The sequence below is a fragment of the Streptomyces sp. Da 82-17 genome (assembly GCF_046098215.1).
In the GTDB taxonomy this organism is placed as follows: Bacteria; Actinomycetota; Actinomycetes; order Streptomycetales; family Streptomycetaceae; genus Streptomyces.
Window position 1 is genome coordinate 83677 of sequence record NZ_JBJURH010000007.1, and the last position, 17785, is coordinate 101461.

The following is a 17785-nucleotide window of genomic DNA, read 5'->3' on the forward strand; positions in this document are numbered from 1 at the left end:
CTCGGCGCCCTGGTCCGCCGGCGCACCCCTGGCGGGCCCCGCCCCCTCTCCCCGTAGGCTGCTGGGGGACGGGCGGGACGACGGGGGAGGGACTTCATGCAGCCGCTGGAAGCCGGAGAGCCGACCGCCGTCGGGCCGTACCGGCTGCTCGGCCGGCTCGGCGCGGGCGGCATGGGCCGCGTCTACCTGGGGCGCAGCGCCGGCGGCCGCACCGTCGCCGTCAAGGTCGTGCACCCCCACTTCGCGCTCGACGAGGAATTCCGCGCCCGCTTCCGCCGCGAGGTCGACGCCGCGCGCCGGGTCGGCGGCGCCTGGACCGCGCCCGTCCTCGACGCCGACCCGGAGGCCGTGGTGCCCTGGGTCGCCACCGGGTACGTCGCCGGGCCGCCGCTCTCCCGCGCCGTCGGCGAGCGCGGCACCCTGCCGGCCCTTCCCGACCAGGCGGTACGCGTCCTGGGCGCGGGGCTCGCCGAGGCGCTCACCGCCGTGCACGCCCTCGGCCTGGTCCACCGCGACGTGAAGCCGTCCAACGTGCTCCTCACCCTGGACGGGCCGCGCCTGATCGACTTCGGCATCGCCCGCGCCACCGACGGCACGGCCTCCCTCACCTCGACCGGCGTCTCCATCGGCTCGCCCGGGTACATGGCGCCCGAGCAGATCCTCGGCAAGGGCGTCACCGGCGCCGCCGACGTCTTCTCCCTCGGCGCGGTCCTGGCGTACGCGGCGACGGGCACGGCGCCCTTCGGCGGGGACGTGTCGGCCGCGTCGCTGCTCTACAAGGTCGTCCACGAGGAACCCGAACTCACCCTTCCCGAGGGCGAGTTGCGGGACCTGGTCGCCGCCTGCCTGGCCAAGGAGCCGGACGCGCGGCCCGCTCCCGAGGAGGTCGCCCGGCGGCTCGCGCCCGAGGGCGCCGCGGCCCTCACGGTCTCCGGCTGGCTGCCGGGCCCGCTGGTCGAGCAGGTCAGCCGCAGCGCGGTCGGCCTCCTCGACCTGGAGGCGGCCGAACAGCCTTCGGGGCTGGTCGAGTTCAGCAGCCCCTCGGTGGACCGCCCGTCGACCGTCGCACCCTCCTCGGGACACCCGTCCACCGCGCCTTCGGCGGGCCCGCCCCCGACCGCCCCGCCGACGGCCGGCGACGAGCCCGCCTCCGTGCACTTCGACCCGCGCAGCCCCGAGCCCCCGCCGCCCGGCGTGCCCGGCTTCGGCCCGCCCGACCCGTCGTACGCCGAGGACGCCGCCCGGCACGCCACGTCGACCTCGAACGACGCGTCCCGCGGGGCCGGTTCCGTACCGCCGCAGCGCGGCCGGCTCGCCGTCACCGTGGACGCGGGGAGCACGCCCGGGGAGGGCGGCCGGGGGCGGCGGATGAGCTGCACCGTGGCACTCGCGGTCGCCGGGGCGCTGGCCGTCGCCACCGTGGGCGGCGCCTTCCTGTCGGGGCTGCTGCCCGGCGAGGGGCAGGACGCGAGCGCCGGGAAGAAGCCGCCGGCCACGGGCGAGCAGCAGCCCGGCGCCAAACCGGACCAGGCGATCCCGAAGCGCCTGCTCGGCACGTGGGAGGGCCGGGCCAGGGCGCTCGACGGGTCCCTGCCGTCCGGCACGGTCCGGGTCGTCGTCCAACAGGCCGCCCCCGGCGAGAAGTTCGGCACCGCGAGCATGACGGACGAGCTGGGCCTCAGCACCTGCACCGACGTGCTGACCCTCGAGAAGGTCACCGAGGACGGCATCCTCGCCACCGGCCGCGCCCAGCGGAAGGGCGACGTCCGCTGCACGTCCAACGACCACCCGGTCCGCCTCACCCCGGTCGGCGACGACCTCGAGTACGTGTCGGAGAACCCGGACGGCGGGAGCCCGGAGGCGCGTCTTTCGCGGAAGTAGCCGGGCTCCACGCAGCGGCAGCGGTCGGGCGCCACGGGGCCGCAGCCGCCCTGTCGGAGCCCTGGCGTACGCTGGATCAGTCCGCGCGTAAGACCGCCTGAAACCGCCTGAAAGGGACCCCGGTGACCGAGAAGGCCTCCCTCCAGTCCGTTCTCGACCGTGCCGCCGAGGGCGGGCGGATCACCCCGGAAGAGGCCCTCGACCTCTACCGCTCCGCGCCCCTGCACGCGCTCGGCCGCGCCGCCGACTCCGCGCGCAAGCTGAAGTACGCGGGCACGGAGCACATCGCGACGTACATCATCGAGCGGAACATCAACTACACGAACGTCTGCGTGACGGCGTGCAAGTTCTGCGCGTTCTACGCGGCCCCGAAGGACACCAAGAAGGGCTGGACCCGCGACCTCGACGACATCCTGCGCCGCTGCGCGGAGACCGTCGAACTGGGCGGCACCCAGATCATGTTCCAGGGCGGCCACCACCCGGACTTCGGCGTCGAGTACTACGAGGAGCACTTCTCGGCGATCAAGAAGGCGTTCCCGCAGCTCGTCATCCACTCCCTCGGCGCCTCCGAGGTCGAGCACATGGCGCGGATCTCCGGGGTCAGTGCCGAGGAGGCGATCCGCCGGATCCACGCGGCGGGCCTCGACTCGTTCGCCGGTGCCGGCGCCGAGCTGCTGCCGGCCCGACCGCGCAAGGTGATCGCGCCGCTCAAGGAGTCCGGCGAGCGCTGGCTGGAGATCATGGAGCTCGCCCACGAGCTGGGCGTGGAGTCCACCTCCACGATGCTGATGGGCACGGGCGAGACCAACGCCGAGCGCATCGAGCACCTGCGGATGATCCGCGACGTGCAGGACCGGACGGGCGGCTTCCGCGCCTTCATCCCGTACACGTACCAGCCCGAGAACAACCACCTCAAGGGCCGTACGCAGGCGACGATCTTCGAGTACCTGCGGATGATCGCCATCGCCCGCCTCTTCCTCGACAACGTCGCGCACATCCAGGGCTCCTGGCTGACCACCGGCAAGGAGATCGGCCAGCTCTCCCTGCACTACGGCGCGGACGACCTGGGCTCGGTGATGCTGGAGGAGAACGTGGTGTCCTCCGCCGGCGCCAAGCACCGCTCCAACCTCCTCGAGATCATCGACATGATCCGCAAGGCGGACCGCGTCCCGGCGCAGCGCTCCACGACGTACGAGCACCTGGTGGTGCACGACGACCCGGCGAACGACCCGGTCGACGAGCGCGTCGCCTCGCACATCTCGTCCGTCGCGATCGAGGGCGGCACGGCCCACCCCGAGCTCAAGCTGCTCCCCGCCAACTGAGCCGACTGGTCCGTACGTGCTGACACTTCACGTCGCCGAGGCGTCCCCGGAGTCGGCCGTCCTGGTCGACGGTGCGACTCTCGCCGCCCTCGGCCCGTACGAGGAGCTGGCCGCCGCCCACCCCACGGCCCGGGTGCGGCGCTGGCCCGGCATCCTCACGCCCGGGCTGCTCAACCCGTACGGCCCGGAGATCCTGGAGTCGACGTACCACCCCGATCCGCGCGAGGCCGACACGTTCGGCACGGCGCCGATCGGCGGGGAGCGGGCGCGCGAGCTGTTCCGCGCCGAGCCCGCGCGGCTCGGCGCGAGCGCACGCCGCGGTGTGCAGCGGCTGTTCGCGCACGGCACGGTCGCGATCGCCGGTGAGCTGCGCGCCAAGGCGGTCCTGGAGGTGGCGCAGCGCTCCGGGCTGGTCTTCGCCGCCCGCCCCGAGGGGCTTCCCGGGCCCGTCTCGCTCTCGCCGCGCCCGCTGGTGCTGCTCCCGGCCCTGTCGGCGGGCGGCCCGGCCCGCTTCGCGGTCTTCGACGTCGCGGACCGCGCCGAGCTGGTCCGCCGGGGCGCGTCGACCTGCGTGGCGACGGTGATCGGCGGGCGGCTCGTGTACCGGGGACGCTAGTCCGCCACCCGGTACGCGCACGCCAGGATCGACCCGTCCGGGGCCCGGCTGGGGCAGTCCAGGTCGACGGGCGCGGAGGGCGCGGCCGGCGTCGGTTCCGTACGGCCCGAGCCTGGTTCGATCCGGTCGTCGATGGACTCGGTGAACGCCCACCCCCCGAGCACGAGCACCAACCAGATCCCCACCATCCACCGCTTCACGCGCCACAGCGTAGAGGGGGCGGGAAGGCTGCGCGCAGCGCATGCCTTCAGGGGCGCGGGGCTGTGTCGATATGCGGCTGGCGCCGCGTGGGCGCGAGGACGGGCCGCCGGGTGGCAGCCGCCGATGCAACGGCACAGGGCAGACGCTGGGGCGGGCCCGCAGGGCCGGGTCCCGGCCGCGGGGGGATGGGGGCGCCTGCCACAATGACCGGGTGACCCGCGCATCCCTGGACAAGCAGCCGCACGAAGTCGCCGAGATGTTCGACGACGTCGCCGAGAAGTACGACCTCACCAACGACGTGCTCTCCCTCGGCCAGGCCCGCCTCTGGCGCAAGGAGGTCGCGAAGGCCGTGGACGCGCGGCCCGCGCAGAAGATCCTGGACCTCGCCGCCGGCACCGCCACCTCCTCGCAGCCGTTCGCGCAGGCCGGTGCGTACGTGGTGCCGTGCGACTTCTCCCTCGGCATGCTCTCCGTCGGCAAGCAGCGGCACCCGCACATGCCGTTCACGGCGGGCGACGCGACCCGACTGCCGTTCGCGGACGACGTGTTCGACGCGGTGACGATCTCCTTCGGCCTGCGCAACGTGCAGGAGACGGACCGGGCGCTGCGCGAGCTGTACCGGGTGACGAAGCCCGGCGGCCGGGTCGTCATCTGCGAGTTCAGCCAGCCCACTTGGGCCCCGTTCCGCACGGTCTACACCGAGTACCTGATGCGTGCCCTGCCGCCCGTCGCCCGCGCGGTCTCCTCGAACCCGGACGCGTACGTCTATCTCGCCGAGTCGATCCGCGAGTGGCCGGACCAGCCCGCGCTGGCCTCGCGGCTGCAGGCGGCCGGCTGGGCCAAGGTGGCCTGGCGCGACCTGACCGGCGGCATCGTGGCCCTGCACCGCGGCTTCAAGCCGGCCTGAGCGCCCGCGATTCCGCCTGAGTACGAGTACGAGCACGGGTAAGAGGGACGGGCACGTGGACTTCCCCGACCTGCAGGACGTCCTGGAGCAGATCGCCGACGAGGTCGGGGCCATGCCCGGCCGCGGCCGCAGCGCCGACTACATCCCGGCGCTCGCCGGGGTCGACCCGCACCGCTTCGGGATGGCCTTCGCCGACGTCGACGGACGGGTGCACGGCGTGGGGGAGTGGCAGGTTCCGTTCTCCGCCCAGTCGATCACCAAGGTGTTCACGCTCGCCCTGGTCCTCGCGCAGGACGGCGCCGTCCTGTGGGAGAGCGTGGGCCGTGAGCCGTCCGGCAATCCGTTCAACTCCCTTGTGCAGCTGGAGTACGAGAACGGCATTCCGCGCAATCCGTTCATCAACGCCGGCGCGCTCGTCGTCACCGACCGGCTGCAGTCGCTGACCGGGGACGCCAGCGAGGACCTGCTCGCCTTCCTGCGCGCGGAGAGCGGCAACCCGGACCTCGGCTTCGACCTGGAGGTCGCCGCGTCCGAGACCGCGCACGGCGACCGCAACGCGGCCCTCGCGCATTTCATGGCGTCGTACGGCAACATCCGGCATCCCGTGCCGACGCTGCTCGACCACTACTTCCGGCAGTGCTCGATCGAGATGAGCTGTGCCGATCTCGCCCTGGCCACGGGCTTTCTGGCCCGGCACGGGCTGCTCGCCGACGGCTCCCGGCTGCTGTCGCGCAGCGAGGCGAAGCAGATCAACGCGGTGATGATGACCTGCGGGACGTACGACGCCGCGGGGGACTTCGCGTACCGCGTGGGGCTGCCCGGCAAGAGCGGGGTGGGCGGCGGGATCGTGGCCGTCGTGCCGGGCCGGGGCACGTTGTGCGTGTGGAGCCCGGGGCTCGACGAGCGCGGCAACTCCGTTGCGGGCGTGGCCGCGCTCGACCGCTTCACGACGCTGACGGGGCTCTCGGTGTTCTGACCCGCCGCTTCACCCCCTCATGGGGTCAGAGCGCCAGGTGGAAGCAGTGGCCCCGCCGGCCCGTCGGCGTCGTGTACGTCTCGGCGAGCTCCATGCCGAGGCGGCGGGTCACGGCGATCGACCGCTCGTTCTCCGCGGCCACCATCGCGACCACCTCGCGCACCCCGGCCGCCCGGACCCGCTCAAGGGTCGTCCGCGCCGCCGCCGTCGCGTATCCGCGCCCCCAGGCGTCCCGGCCGAGCCGCCAGCCGATCTCTATCGCGCCCTTGGGGCCCCACTCGTGCGGCCAGGGCTGCGCGCCGGTGAAGCCGAGGACCTGCTCCTCCTCGTCGAGCAGCGTCCACAGGCAGAAGCCCAACTCCGCGTCGTGCCGGCGCTGGCGGGCGGTCAGCTCCTCGTACACCGAGAGCTCGGCCGCCCTGCCGCCGTGGAACTCCATGACCTCGGGGTGGTCGAAGACCCGGTGCCAGGCGTACGCGTCCTCCTCCGTGGGGACGCGCAGCCTGACGGCGGGCGTGGGTGCGGCGGTGCTCGGCGTCGCTGACGTCATACGAGGCAGCCCTTCGGTCCGTGATCGGTACGCCCCCATAGACTGCCCATGTCCAGTGCGCTTCGGCACGTGAATCTGCCGACAGCCGAACTCCGTACCTCCGAGCCCGGGGAGATCCGCGTGACCGAGCCCCTGCCCCTCTCCGAACACAGTGCAGATGTGATCGTCGTCGGGGCCGGTCCAGCCGGTTCCACGACCGCGTACTACCTGGCGAAGGCCGGGCTCGACGTCCTGCTCCTGGAGAAGACCGCGTTCCCCCGTGAGAAGGTCTGCGGCGACGGCCTCACGCCGCGCGCGACCAAGCAGCTCGTGTCGATGGGCATCGACATCTCCGAGGAGGCGGGCTGGCTGCGCAACAAGGGCCTGCGCATCATCGGCGGCGGCGTCCGCCTCCAGCTGGACTGGCCTGACCTCGCCTCGTACCCGGACTACGGACTGGTGCGCAAGCGCGACGACTTCGACGAGCAGCTGGCCCGCCAGGCCCAGAAGGCGGGCGCGCGGCTCTACGAGCAGTGCAACGTCGGCGCCCCGATCCTCGACGACCGCACGGGCCGGATCACCGGCGTGCACGCCAAGCTCGGCGACGAGAAGCGCGAAGTGACCTTCCACGCCCCGCTGGTGGTCGCCGCCGATGGCAACTCGACCCGGCTCTCCCTTGCCATGGGCCTGCACCGCCGCGAGGACCGCCCGATGGGCGTCGCCGTCCGTACGTACTTCGAGTCCCCGCGCCACGACGACGACTACCTGGAGTCGTGGCTGGAGCTGTGGGACCGGCGCGGCCCGCAGGACCGGCTGCTGCCCGGGTACGGCTGGATCTTCGGCATGGGCGACGGCACGTCCAACGTCGGCCTCGGCATCCTCAACTCCTCCAAGGCGTTCCGGGAGTTGGACTGGCGCGAGGTGCTGAAGGCCTGGTGCGCCTCGATGCCGGAGGACTGGGGGTACACCCCGGAGAACATGACGACGCCGATCCGCGGCGCCGCCCTGCCGATGGCGTTCAACCGGCAACCGCACTACACCAAGGGCCTGTTGCTCGTCGGCGACGCGGGCGGCCTGGTCAACCCGTTCAACGGCGAGGGCATCGCGTACGCCATGGAATCGGGGCAGCTCGCCGCCGACGTGATCGTGCAGGCGCACGCCCGCGCCACGGACGCCCAGCGCGAACTCGCCCTGCAGCGCTACCCGAAGATCCTCAAGGACACCTACGGCGGCTACTACTCGCTGGGCCGCGCGTTCGTGAAGCTCATCGGCAACCCGAAGATCATGAAGATCGCGACGGAGCGGGGCCTGACGCACCCGATCCTGATGAAGTTCACGCTGAAGATGCTCGCCAACCTCACCGACCCGACGGGCGGCGACGCGATGGACCGCATCATCAACGGCCTCTCGAAGGTCGCCCCTAAGGCCTGAGAGGTCCGCTCGCGTACGGCACGGGCGGTGGCCTTCCGCGGGTGCGGCGCGTACGGCGGTCTTCCGCGGGCACGACGCAAGGGCCGCCACCCGCCCGCCGTTCGTTCCGGCCCGGCCAGGTTCTCGGCGCCGGACTGCGGCGAGTGCTTGCCGTTGGCGGTGCCGGTGTGCCGGACGCGGTACGGCGCCGTGCGCGAAGGTGCGGCGCCGGGGCCGGTGTTGGCGGCGGTCGCCCCTAGGGCCTGAGCGGTCCGCTCGCCGCTCGCGTACGGCGAAAGGGCCGCCCCCCCCGGCACGCCGTTCGTCCCCACGCTCACCGCTCGCGTACGGCGAAAGGGCCCCGCTCCGGGTGGAGTGGGGCCCTTTCGGGTGTTTCGGGGTCCGTCACATGACGCGGACAGCACCGTCGGCCGGGTAGCCGGACAGGTCCTGGATGACGACGCCCTTGCTGGGGTTGGCGGCGTCCAGGTACTGGCCGTTGCCGATGTAGACACCCACGTGGTACGCGGAGCCCTTGCCGCCCCAGTACAGGATGTCGCCGACCTGGAGGTTGCCGGTGCCGACCTCGGTGCCGACCATCGACTGGTCCTGGGAGACGCGCGGCAGGTCGACGCCGGCCTGCTTGAACGCGGCCTGGACCAGGCTGGAGCAGTCCCAGGAGTCGGGGCCGGAGGCGCCCATGACGTACGCGTCGCCGACCTGGGCGTGCAGGAAGCTGATGACGGCTCCCATGCTGCCGCTGGCGGGCGCGACGGCGTCAGCGGTGGACTCGGCGCTGTCGGAGACGGCGCTGAGCGTCTGGCGCTCGGCGGCGCGGGCGGCACGCTCCTCGGCGCGCTCCTTCGCCTCCTTCTCGGCCTTGGCCTTGGCGATCGCCTTGGCCTTGGCCTTCTTGGCCTCCTTGGCGGCCTTCGAGGCTGCGGCGTCCTGCTCGGCCTGCAGCTTGTAGGAGTCCGCGGCCTGCTGCGTGGCGTCCGCGCTCGCGGCGACCTTGGTCGCCAGCTCGGTGGTGAGCGTGGGCATCTCGATGGTCTCGGTCACCGGCTCGGCAGCGTGCGCCGAACCGGCGGAGCCGGCCACCGCGAGGGTGCTGAGGACGCCACCGGCAACTCCGGCGCGCAGCTTCGTGGCCCGCTGCGGACGGGGCTTCCGGTGGCTGGGTATGTGAGCGGTGTGGGACATGAGAACAACCGCTATCAGGGCCTCCGGGTTCCCTTCAACAAACGTGTGCTGCGCCACAGTTGCGTGCCCGTGGCGTGAATCCCGGGCGTGTCGGCCTTTATTGACGCCGTAACGGGCAATGCGGACACCCCGGTCCACGCCTGTGATCATTGGGTTTCTGGGTTACGTCCCTTTTGCCCTGCGCCTACCATCCGATCCGGTCGATGGCCAAGCCCGGCTTTCGCGGCGCCTCGGCGACGTGGCGCAGGTCACGGAAAGGTCACCGCTGGAACGGGTAATCGCGGGCGAACGTCCGGGCCCGCGCAGGGGAGTTGACGGGGTGTTCGTTGGCGTATGCCCGATGTGGCCCGCTATGTCGTGTGAATGCCCAGCGCCGATCGTGCTCGCGGGGTGCCCGGGTTGTGGGGGAGAGGTGCACGCGTCGTAGTCCCCGTTCTGCGGTGAAGTCCGCTCGCGTACGTGAGCTCGTGAACGCGTGCACGCGCGCACTTGTGAAGACGTGCGCACAGCCCGGCCGCAGCCCCGCGTCCGCCAGGGCGTCAACTCCCCTTGTCAGTGCGTCCACTTGAACGCCGTCGACGCCGAACCCCTGTCCGGGGCGGGTGGCGGGGCTCCAATATCAGCCGTTCTCGTCCAGCGCCAATTTGCTTGCAGTAGCCACCTCTTGATAGTGCCGACCCCCCTCCGACCAGGCATGACGAGTGCAGATGTCACCTCTGGTGATCACTTCGGTGCTTCGCGTATGAAGATCACCGCTCATCCGACTTCATGATCCTTCGTCAGGTGGTGGAGATCACAAAGGCGTTGGCGTACCCCGTGTCGCAGATCACAGACCGGCGGGCATAGGATGCGGGGCAGTTGGGCTTGTGAACTGCCTCACATAAGCGCGATCTTCAGCGTCTCGGTGGGGGGCTCGCAGGTCCGGAGGTCCGTCCGCCGAAGCAGTCAATGTCGACTGAGAGGAGCGAGGAGCGGTGAACGCTTATGCGCCCATCCTCGTATTGGGAGCCCTAGGCGCCGGCTTTGCGATCTTCTCCGTGGTCATGGCCACGCTCATCGGTCCAAAGCGGTACAACCGAGCCAAGCTCGAGGCCTACGAATGCGGCATCGAGCCGACGCCGACGCCGGCCGGCGGAGGGCGTTTCCCGATCAAGTACTACCTGACGGCGATGCTCTTCATCATCTTCGATATCGAGATCGTCTTCCTCTACCCCTGGGCCGTCACCTTCGACGCCCTGGGGCTTTTCGGGCTCGTGGAGATGCTGCTCTTCGTGCTCACCGTCTTCGTCGCGTACGCGTACGTATGGCGGCGCGGCGGCCTGGAATGGGACTGAGGGGCTGACCAATGGGACTCGAAGAGAAGCTGCCGAGCGGCTTTCTGCTGACCACCGTCGAACAGGCCGCGGGCTGGGTGCGCAAGTCATCCGTCTTCCCCGCCACCTTCGGCCTCGCCTGCTGCGCGATCGAGATGATGACGACCGGCGCCGGCCGGTACGACCTCGCGCGCTTCGGCATGGAGGTCTTCCGCGGATCGCCGCGCCAGGCCGACCTGATGATCGTGGCCGGCCGCGTCAGCCAGAAGATGGCGCCCGTGCTGCGGCAGGTCTACGACCAGATGCCGAATCCCAAGTGGGTCATTTCCATGGGGGTTTGTGCGTCGTCGGGCGGAATGTTCAACAACTACGCAATTGTCCAGGGCGTCGACCACGTCATCCCCGTCGACATCTATCTGCCCGGATGCCCGCCGCGGCCCGAGATGCTGATGGACGCGATTCTCAAGCTCCACCAGAAGATCCAGACGTCCAAGCTCGGCGTGAACGCCGAGGAGGCGGCCCGCGAGGCGGAGGAAGCGGCGCTCAAGGCGCTCCCCACCATCGAGATGAAGGGGCTGCTGCGGTGAGCGAGAGCACCAACGGCAACAACAGCGACAACGGCAACAACAGCAACAACAGCAACAACAGCACCAACGGCAACGGCGTGAACCCCGAGAAGGACCTCGGCACGCAGAACCTCCCCGGCCAGCGCGGCGACCACGGCGAGGAGATCCGCGTCCAGCGCGGCATGTTCGGCGCCAACAACGGCGGCGACACCTCCGGCTACGGCGGCCTGGTCCGCTCCGTACGCCTGCCCGGCGCCTCCTCCCGGCCGTACGGCGGCTGGTTCGACGAAGTGGCCGACGAGCTGGAGGGCGCCCTGGAGGAGCAGGACCTGCTCCCCGAGAACGCCATCGAGAAGACCGTCGTCGACCGCGACGAGCTCACCTTCCACATCGCCCGCGAACATCTCGTACGCGTCGCGAAGACGCTGCGCGACGACCCGGCGCTCCGCTTCGAGCTGTGCACCGGCGTCTCCGGCGTGCACTACCCGGAGGACAAGGGCCGCGAGCTGCACGCCGTGTACCACCTGCGCTCGATCACCCACGGCCGGCTGATCCGCCTGGAGGTGAGCGCCCCGGACGACGACCGGCACGTGCCGTCCCTGGTCTCGGTCTACCCGACCAACGACTGGCACGAGCGCGAGACCTACGACTTCTTCGGCCTGGTCTTCGACGGGCACCCGGCCCTCACCCGGATCATGATGCCGGACGACTGGCAGGGCTTCCCGCAGCGCAAGGACTACCCGCTCGGCGGCATTCCCGTCGAGTACAAGGGCGCCCAGATCCCGGCTCCCGACCAGCGGAGGTCGTACAGCTGATGTCAGCATCCAACGCAACGTCCCACGCCTCCGGCCGGGAGACGACCGAGGGCACCGTCTACACCGTCACCGGCGGCGACTGGGACGAGGTCGTCGAGCAGGCGGCGAAGTCCGACGACGAGCGCATCATCGTCAACATGGGCCCACAACACCCGTCCACGCACGGGGTGTTGCGCCTGATCCTGGAGATCGACGGCGAGACGGTCACCGAGGCCCGCTGCGGCATCGGCTACCTCCACACCGGCATCGAGAAGAACCTCGAGTACCGCACGTGGACGCAGGGCACCACGTTCGTGACGCGCATGGACTATCTGACGCCGTTCTACAACGAGACGGCGTACTGTCTGGCCGTCGAGAAGCTCCTCGGCATCGAGAACGAGATCCCGGACCGCGCCTCGGTCATCCGCGTGCTCCTGATGGAGCTCAACCGGATGTCCTCGCACCTCGTCGCCCTCGCCACCGGCGGCATGGAGCTCGGCGCGACGACGATCATGATCTACGGCTTCCGCGACCGTGAACTCATCCTCGACATCTACGAGTTGATCACCGGCCTGCGGATGAACCACGCCTACATCCGCCCCGGCGGACTCGCCCAGGACCTGCCGCCCGGCGCGGTGGACCAGATCCGCGAGTTCGTGAAGAAGATGCAGAAGAACCTTCCCGAGTACGACAAGCTCGCCACCGGGAACCCCATCTTCAAGGGCCGCATGCAGGACGTCGGCTATCTCGACCTGGCCGGCTGCATGGCCCTCGGCGCCACCGGCCCGATCCTCCGCTCCACCGGCCTGCCGCACGACCTGCGCAAGACCGACCCGTACTGCGGGTACGAGACGTACGACTTCGACGTCCCCACCGCCGACACCTGCGACTCCTACGGGCGGTTCCTGATCCGCCTGGAGGAGATGCGCCAGTCGCTGCGGATCGTCGAGCAGTGCCTCGACCGCCTGGAGCCGGGCCCGGTGATGGTCGGCGACAAGAAGATCGCCTGGCCCGCCCAACTCGCGCTCGGCCCGGACGGGTTGGGCAACTCGCTCGACCACATCAAGAAGATCATGGGCACCTCCATGGAGGCCCTGATCCACCACTTCAAGCTGGTGACGGAGGGCTTCCGGGTCCCGCCCGGACAGGCGTACGCAGCGGTGGAGTCGCCCAAGGGCGAGCTCGGCGTGCATGTCGTCTCGGACGGCGGCACCCGCCCCTTCCGGGTCCACTTCCGCGACCCGTCCTTCACCAATCTGCAGGCCATGGCGGCCATGTGCGAAGGCGGCCAGGTCGCCGACGTGATCGTCGCCGTCGCATCCATCGACCCCGTGATGGGAGGCGTCGACCGGTGACAGACGTCAGCCTGGGGATGCCCCAGCTCCCCGCCCCCGACTACCCGGCCGACGTCCGTGCCCGGCTGGAGGCGGACGCGCGCGAGGTGATCGCCCGCTACCCGGACTCCCGCTCGGCGCTGCTTCCGCTGCTGCACCTGGTGCAGTCCGAGGAAGGGCACGTCACCCGGACCGGCATGCAGTTCTGCGCCGACGTGCTCGGCCTCACCACCGCCGAGGTCACCGCGGTCGCCACCTTCTACACGATGTACCGCCGCAAGCCGAGCGGCGACTACCAAGTGGGCGTCTGCACCAACACGTTGTGCGCCGTCATGGGCGGCGACGCCATCTTCGAGGAGCTGAAGCAGCACCTCGGCGTCGGCAACGAGGAGACCACCGAGGACGGCAAGGTCACCCTCGAACACATCGAGTGCAACGCCGCCTGCGACTACGCGCCCGTGGTGATGGTCAACTGGGAGTTCTTCGACAACCAGACCCCCGAGTCCGCCAAGAAGCTCGTCGACGACCTGCGCTCCGGCCGCACCGTCGAGCCCACCCGCGGCGCCCCCATCTGCACGTTCAAGGAGACCGCCCGCATCCTCGCCGGGTTCCCGGACGAGCGCGAGGGCGCCGTCGAGGCGGGCGGAGCCGCGGGCCCCGCATCGCTCATCGGGCTGCGCCTTGCCAAGGGCGAGGTGCACCCCGCGCGCGTGGTCCACCCCCGCGGCGAGGCCCCGCAGGGCGAGTCGCCCGCCGAACACCTCAGCTCGCACGACGCACCGCAGCAGACGTCGGCCTCGGACCCGGACCACCCGGCCGGTCCCACCGCCGAGGAGGGGGAGTGATGACCGTGTCCACCGCCTACGGGGGCTCCCGACCGGAGACCGGAGGAGAGCACAGCCCCGAGAAGCTGCTCGCCCCCGTCCTCTCCGCGTGCTGGGACGAGGACCGCCCCTGGTCCCTGGACACCTACCGCCGGCACGAGGGGTACGAAGGCCTCCGCAAGGCCCTCGCGATGTCCCCGGACGACCTCATCGCGTACGTGAAGGACTCCGGTCTGCGCGGCCGCGGCGGCGCGGGCTTCCCCACCGGGATGAAGTGGCAGTTCATCCCCCAGGGGGACGGAAAGCCGCACTATCTGGTTGTCAACGCCGACGAATCGGAGCCGGGCACCTGCAAGGACATCCCGCTCCTCTACGCGAACCCGCACAGCCTCATCGAGGGCATCGTGATCGCCTGCTACGCGATCCGGTCGAACCACGCCTTCATCTATCTGCGGGGCGAAGTCGTCCCCGTACTGCGGCGCTTGCACGAGGCAGTACGCGAGGCGTACGAGGCGGGTTATCTGGGGAACGACATCCTCGGTTCGGGACTCGATCTGGAACTCACGGTGCACGCCGGCGCCGGGGCGTACATCTGTGGTGAGGAAACCGCGCTGCTCGACTCGCTCGAAGGACGGCGTGGCCAGCCCCGGCTGCGACCCCCCTTCCCCGCTGTCGCCGGTCTGTACGCCTGCCCCACTGTGGTGAACAACGTCGAGTCCATCGCGTCGGTTCCCGCGATCCTGAACAAGGGCAAGGACTGGTTCAGGTCGATGGGCAGCGAGAAGTCCCCGGGCTTCACGCTCTACTCGCTCAGCGGCCACGTCGCGTCCCCCGGCCAGTACGAGGCCCCGCTCGGCATCACGCTGCGCCAGCTGCTCGACATGAGCGGCGGCATGCGGCCCGGCCACCGCCTCAAGTTCTGGACCCCGGGCGGCAGTTCGACCCCGATGTTCACCGACGAGCACCTGGACGTCCCGCTCGACTACGAGGGCGTCGGCGCCGCCGGATCGATGCTCGGCACCAAGGCCCTGCAGTGCTTCGACGAGACCACCTGCGTCGTCCGCGCCGTCACCCGCTGGACCGAGTTCTACGCCCACGAGTCCTGCGGCAAGTGCACCCCCTGCCGCGAAGGCACGTACTGGCTCGTCCAGTTGCTCCGCGACATCGAGGCCGGCAAGGGCACCATGTCCGACCTCGACAAGCTGAACGACATCGCCGACAACATCAACGGCAAGTCCTTCTGCGCCCTCGGCGACGGCGCGGCCTCGCCGATCTTCTCCTCCCTGAAGTACTTCCGCGAGGAGTACGAGGAGCACATCACCGGCAAGGGCTGCCCCTTCGACCCCGCCAAGTCGACCCTCTGGGCCGACAAGCACACGGAGGTGAACGCATGACGGTCGCGACAAATGCTCCCTCCGGGGGCGGGGAGGCGGCTCCGCCTCCCGAGGACCTGGTCTCGCTGACCATCGACGGCGTCGACATCAGCGTCCCCAAGGGCACGCTCGTCATCCGCGCCGCCGAACAGCTCGGCATCGAGATCCCGCGCTTCTGCGACCACCCGCTCCTCGACCCGGCCGGCGCCTGCCGCCAGTGCATCGTCGAGGTCGAGGGCCAGCGCAAGCCGATGGCGTCCTGCACCATCACCTGCACCGACGGCATGGTCGTCAAGACCCAGCTGACGTCGCCGGTCGCGGAGAAGGCGCAGAAGGGCGTGATGGAGCTCCTGCTCATCAACCACCCCCTGGACTGCCCGGTCTGCGACAAGGGCGGCGAGTGCCCGCTGCAGAACCAGGCCGTCTCGCACGGCCAGGCCGACTCCCGCTTCGACGGCAAGAAGCGCACGTACGAGAAGCCCGTCGCGATCTCCACGCAGGTGCTGCTCGACCGTGAGCGGTGCGTGCTGTGCGCGCGCTGCACCCGGTTCTCCAACCAGGTCGCGGGCGACCCGATGATCGAGCTGATCGAGCGGGGCGCGCTGCAGCAGGTCGGTACCGGCGAGGGCGACCCCTTCGAGTCGTACTTCTCCGGGAACACCATCCAGATCTGCCCGGTGGGCGCGCTGACCTCGGCCGCCTACCGGTTCCGTTCGCGGCCGTTCGACCTGGTGTCGTCGCCGTCGGTGTGCGAGCACTGCTCCGGCGGCTGCGCGACCCGCACCGACCACCGGCGCGGCAAGGTGATGCGCCGCCTCGCGGCCGACGACCCCGAGGTCAACGAGGAGTGGATCTGCGACAAGGGCCGCTTCGCGTTCCGCTACGCCCAGCAGCGCGACCGGCTCGCCACCCCGCTCGTCCGCGGCGAGGACGGCGTGCTCGAACCGGCGAGCTGGCCCGAGGCGTTGGCCGCCGCGGCCGAAGGACTTTCGGCGGCACGCGCGCGTGCGGGTGTGCTCGCGGGCGGGCGGCTCACCGTCGAGGACGCGTACGCGTACAGCAAGTTCGCGCGCGTGGCGCTCGGCACCAACGACATCGACTTCCGCGCGCGCGTGCACTCCTCCGAGGAGGCCGACTTCCTGGCCGCGCGGGTGGCGGGACGCGGACGCGACCTCGACGGGAGCGGCGTCACGTACACCGCCCTGGAGAATGCGCCCGCGGTGCTGCTCGTCGGGATCGAGGCCGAGGAGGAGGCGCCCGGCGTCTTCCTGCGGCTGCGCAAGGCCTGGCGCAAGCACGGCCAGAAGACCTTCGCGCTCGCCCCGTACGCGACCCGTGGCCTGGAGAAGGCCGGCGGCACGCTGCTGCCCGCCGCGCCCGGCACCGAGACCGAGTGGCTGGACGCGCTCGCCTCCGGCGTCGGGCTCGGCGAGGACGGTGCGCCGGTCGCGGAGGCGCTGCGGGCCGAGGGCGCGGTGATCGTCGTCGGCGAGCGGCTGGCCGGCGTGGCCGGCGGGCTCACCGCGGCCGTCCGCGTGGCGACCGCCACCGGCGCCGAACTGGTGTGGATCCCGCGCCGGGCCGGTGAGCGCGGCGCCGTCGAGGTGGGCGCGCTGCCGGCGCTGCTGCCCGGCGGCCGGCCCGCGACCGATCCACGCGCGCGTGACGAGGTCGCCGCCGTCTGGGGCGTGGCCGAACTCCCGCACCGCTACGGGCGGGACACCGGCCAGATCGTGGAGGCCGCCGCGAGCGGCGAGCTGGGCGCCCTGGTCGTCGCGGGCGTCGAGGTCGCGGACCTGCCGGACCCGGCACGCGCGCGTGCGGCGCTCGACGAGGCCTTCGTGGTCTGTCTGGAACTGCGGCCCGGCGAGGTCACCGAGCGGGCGGACGTGGTCCTCCCGGTCGCGGCCGTCGCCGAGAAGCCCGGCACGTTCCTCAACTGGGAGGGCCGGTCCCGGATGTTCGAGGCCGCCCTGAAGCCCGACCAGATGACCCGCCAACTGCCGCCCGCCGACGCGCGCGTGCTGCACATGCTCGCCGACGCGATGGATGTCCACCTGGGCCTGCCCGACCTGCGCACCGTCCGGCGCGAGCTGGACCGGCTCGGCGCCTGGGACGGGCCGCGCGCCACCGAACCCCTGGAGTCCGGCGGGCAGTTGCCGCGCCCGGCCGCCGGTGAGGCGGTGCTCGCCGGGCACCGGCTGCTGCTCGACCGGGGCCGCCTGCAGGAGGGCGACGAGGCCCTCGCCGGCACCCGGCACGCGGCCGTGGCGAGGCTCTCCGCGGCCACCGCTGCCGAGGCCGGCGTCAAGGACGGCGACGTCCTCGCGGTCACCGGCCCCGAGGGCGACGTACGACTCCCGCTGCAGGTCACCGAGATGCCCGACCGGGTCGTCTGGCTGCCGCTCAACTCGACCGGAGGAGGCGTCACTTCGGACACCGGGGCGCGCCCCGGTGAACTCGTCCGCATCGGCCCGGCCGTGGCCGCCGCCGCACCGGCCAAGGAGGTGCAGGCATGAGCGCAGGAATGAACGCA

The 17785-nt window shown here is 71.3% G+C and carries 16 protein-coding genes; 13 read left to right on the forward strand and 3 right to left on the reverse strand.

Annotated elements, in window-relative coordinates; all coding sequences use genetic code 11:
• Positions 1-96 precede the first annotated feature (96 nt).
• The 3 genes from ACIDOF_RS14040 (at position 97) to ACIDOF_RS14050 (ending at position 3819) form a co-directional block, all read left to right on the forward strand.
• On the forward strand, positions 97-1881 hold the full coding sequence (locus ACIDOF_RS14040) for a serine/threonine-protein kinase (protein WP_409006176.1): 1785 nt from the start codon (positions 97-99) through the stop codon (positions 1879-1881).
• Positions 1882-2003: 122 nt separating this feature from the next.
• On the forward strand, positions 2004-3203 hold the full coding sequence (gene mqnC, locus ACIDOF_RS14045) for a cyclic dehypoxanthinyl futalosine synthase (RefSeq protein ID WP_409006177.1): 1200 nt from the start codon (positions 2004-2006) through the stop codon (positions 3201-3203).
• Between the two features lie 16 nt (positions 3204-3219).
• Positions 3220-3819 carry an imidazolonepropionase-like domain-containing protein gene (locus tag ACIDOF_RS14050; protein WP_409006178.1) on the forward strand — a complete coding sequence of 200 codons (600 nt, stop codon included), beginning with the start codon at positions 3220-3222 and terminating at the stop codon, positions 3817-3819.
• Here ACIDOF_RS14050 and ACIDOF_RS14055 read toward each other — a convergent pair.
• The gene (locus ACIDOF_RS14055) at positions 3816-4019 is read right to left on the reverse strand and encodes a hypothetical protein (protein WP_409006179.1); all 204 of its coding nucleotides are present in this window, start codon (positions 4017-4019) and stop codon (positions 3816-3818) included. The two genes, ACIDOF_RS14050 and ACIDOF_RS14055, sit on opposite strands and share 4 nt — an antisense overlap.
• A 212-nt stretch (positions 4020-4231) precedes the next feature.
• Here ACIDOF_RS14055 and ACIDOF_RS14060 point away from each other — a divergent pair, with 212 nt between their 5' ends.
• Complete coding sequence (locus ACIDOF_RS14060) at positions 4232-4927, forward strand: demethylmenaquinone methyltransferase (RefSeq protein ID WP_409006180.1); 696 nt, start codon at positions 4232-4234, stop codon at positions 4925-4927.
• 55 nt (positions 4928-4982) lie between these two features.
• Positions 4983-5903: a glutaminase gene (locus ACIDOF_RS14065; protein ID WP_409006181.1), complete on the forward strand. Its 921-nt coding sequence runs from the start codon at positions 4983-4985 to the stop codon at positions 5901-5903.
• Positions 5904-5928: 25 nt separating this feature from the next.
• Here ACIDOF_RS14065 and ACIDOF_RS14070 read toward each other — a convergent pair whose 3' ends face one another.
• Positions 5929-6453 (reverse strand): GNAT family N-acetyltransferase, encoded by a 525-nt coding sequence (locus ACIDOF_RS14070; RefSeq protein WP_409006182.1) that lies wholly within the window; start codon positions 6451-6453, stop codon positions 5929-5931.
• A 120-nt stretch (positions 6454-6573) separates the two neighbouring features.
• Here ACIDOF_RS14070 and ACIDOF_RS14075 point away from each other — a divergent pair, with 120 nt between their 5' ends.
• A complete protein-coding gene (locus ACIDOF_RS14075) occupies positions 6574-7863 on the forward strand; it encodes a geranylgeranyl reductase family protein (protein WP_409006421.1) in 1290 nt (429 codons plus the stop codon).
• A 384-nt stretch (positions 7864-8247) separates the two neighbouring features.
• Here ACIDOF_RS14075 and ACIDOF_RS14080 read toward each other — a convergent pair whose 3' ends face one another.
• Positions 8248-9045, reverse strand: coding sequence for a C40 family peptidase (locus ACIDOF_RS14080; protein ID WP_409006183.1), 798 nt, complete (start codon positions 9043-9045; stop codon positions 8248-8250).
• 974 nt (positions 9046-10019) lie between these two features.
• Between ACIDOF_RS14080 and ACIDOF_RS14085 the strand changes: the two genes are divergently transcribed.
• The 7 genes from ACIDOF_RS14085 to ACIDOF_RS14115 all read left to right on the forward strand — a co-directional run bounded on the left by ACIDOF_RS14085 (position 10020) and on the right by ACIDOF_RS14115 (position 17768).
• A complete protein-coding gene (locus tag ACIDOF_RS14085) occupies positions 10020-10379 on the forward strand; it encodes an NADH-quinone oxidoreductase subunit A (RefSeq protein WP_007490928.1) in 360 nt (119 codons plus the stop codon).
• An 11-nt stretch (positions 10380-10390) separates the two neighbouring features.
• Positions 10391-10945, forward strand: coding sequence for an NADH-quinone oxidoreductase subunit B family protein (locus ACIDOF_RS14090; protein ID WP_128554793.1), 555 nt, complete (start codon positions 10391-10393; stop codon positions 10943-10945).
• A 77-nt stretch (positions 10946-11022) separates the two neighbouring features.
• Entirely contained in the window at positions 11023-11739 is a 717-nt protein-coding gene (locus ACIDOF_RS14095) for an NADH-quinone oxidoreductase subunit C (protein WP_409006422.1), read from the forward strand.
• Positions 11739-13073, forward strand: a complete 1335-nt coding sequence (locus tag ACIDOF_RS14100) for an NADH-quinone oxidoreductase subunit D (protein WP_409006184.1) — start codon at positions 11739-11741, stop codon at positions 13071-13073. The genes ACIDOF_RS14095 and ACIDOF_RS14100 overlap by 1 nt, the downstream gene beginning before the upstream one ends.
• Before the next feature lie 17 nt (positions 13074-13090).
• The gene (nuoE, locus tag ACIDOF_RS14105; RefSeq protein ID WP_409006423.1) at positions 13091-13897 is read left to right on the forward strand and encodes an NADH-quinone oxidoreductase subunit NuoE; all 807 of its coding nucleotides are present in this window, start codon (positions 13091-13093) and stop codon (positions 13895-13897) included.
• The gene (nuoF, locus tag ACIDOF_RS14110; RefSeq protein WP_409006185.1) at positions 13897-15270 is read left to right on the forward strand and encodes an NADH-quinone oxidoreductase subunit NuoF; all 1374 of its coding nucleotides are present in this window, start codon (positions 13897-13899) and stop codon (positions 15268-15270) included. Before nuoE ends, nuoF begins: the two co-directional genes overlap by 1 nt.
• Positions 15267-17768 carry an NADH-quinone oxidoreductase subunit G gene (locus tag ACIDOF_RS14115; protein ID WP_409006186.1) on the forward strand — a complete coding sequence of 834 codons (2502 nt, stop codon included), beginning with the start codon at positions 15267-15269 and terminating at the stop codon, positions 17766-17768. Before nuoF ends, ACIDOF_RS14115 begins: the two co-directional genes overlap by 4 nt.
• The last annotated feature ends 17 nt before the right edge of the window (positions 17769-17785 follow it).

Bases quoted from the DNA above. Each gene is read 5' to 3' on its own strand.
- ACIDOF_RS14040 (WP_409006176.1), top strand. From the start codon at position 97: ATGCAGCCGCTGGAAGCCGGAGAGCCGACCGCCGTCGGGCCGTACCGG.
- ACIDOF_RS14070 (WP_409006182.1), bottom strand. From the start codon at position 6,453: ATGACGTCAGCGACGCCGAGCACCGCCGCACCCACGCCCGCCGTCAGG.
- ACIDOF_RS14080 (WP_409006183.1), bottom strand. From the start codon at position 9,045: ATGTCCCACACCGCTCACATACCCAGCCACCGGAAGCCCCGTCCGCAG.
- ACIDOF_RS14090 (WP_128554793.1), top strand. From the start codon at position 10,391: ATGGGACTCGAAGAGAAGCTGCCGAGCGGCTTTCTGCTGACCACCGTC.
- ACIDOF_RS14100 (WP_409006184.1), top strand. From the start codon at position 11,739: ATGTCAGCATCCAACGCAACGTCCCACGCCTCCGGCCGGGAGACGACC.
- nuoE (WP_409006423.1), top strand. From the start codon at position 13,091: ATGCCCCAGCTCCCCGCCCCCGACTACCCGGCCGACGTCCGTGCCCGG.
- nuoF (WP_409006185.1), top strand. From the start codon at position 13,897: ATGACCGTGTCCACCGCCTACGGGGGCTCCCGACCGGAGACCGGAGGA.
- ACIDOF_RS14115 (WP_409006186.1), top strand. From the start codon at position 15,267: ATGACGGTCGCGACAAATGCTCCCTCCGGGGGCGGGGAGGCGGCTCCG.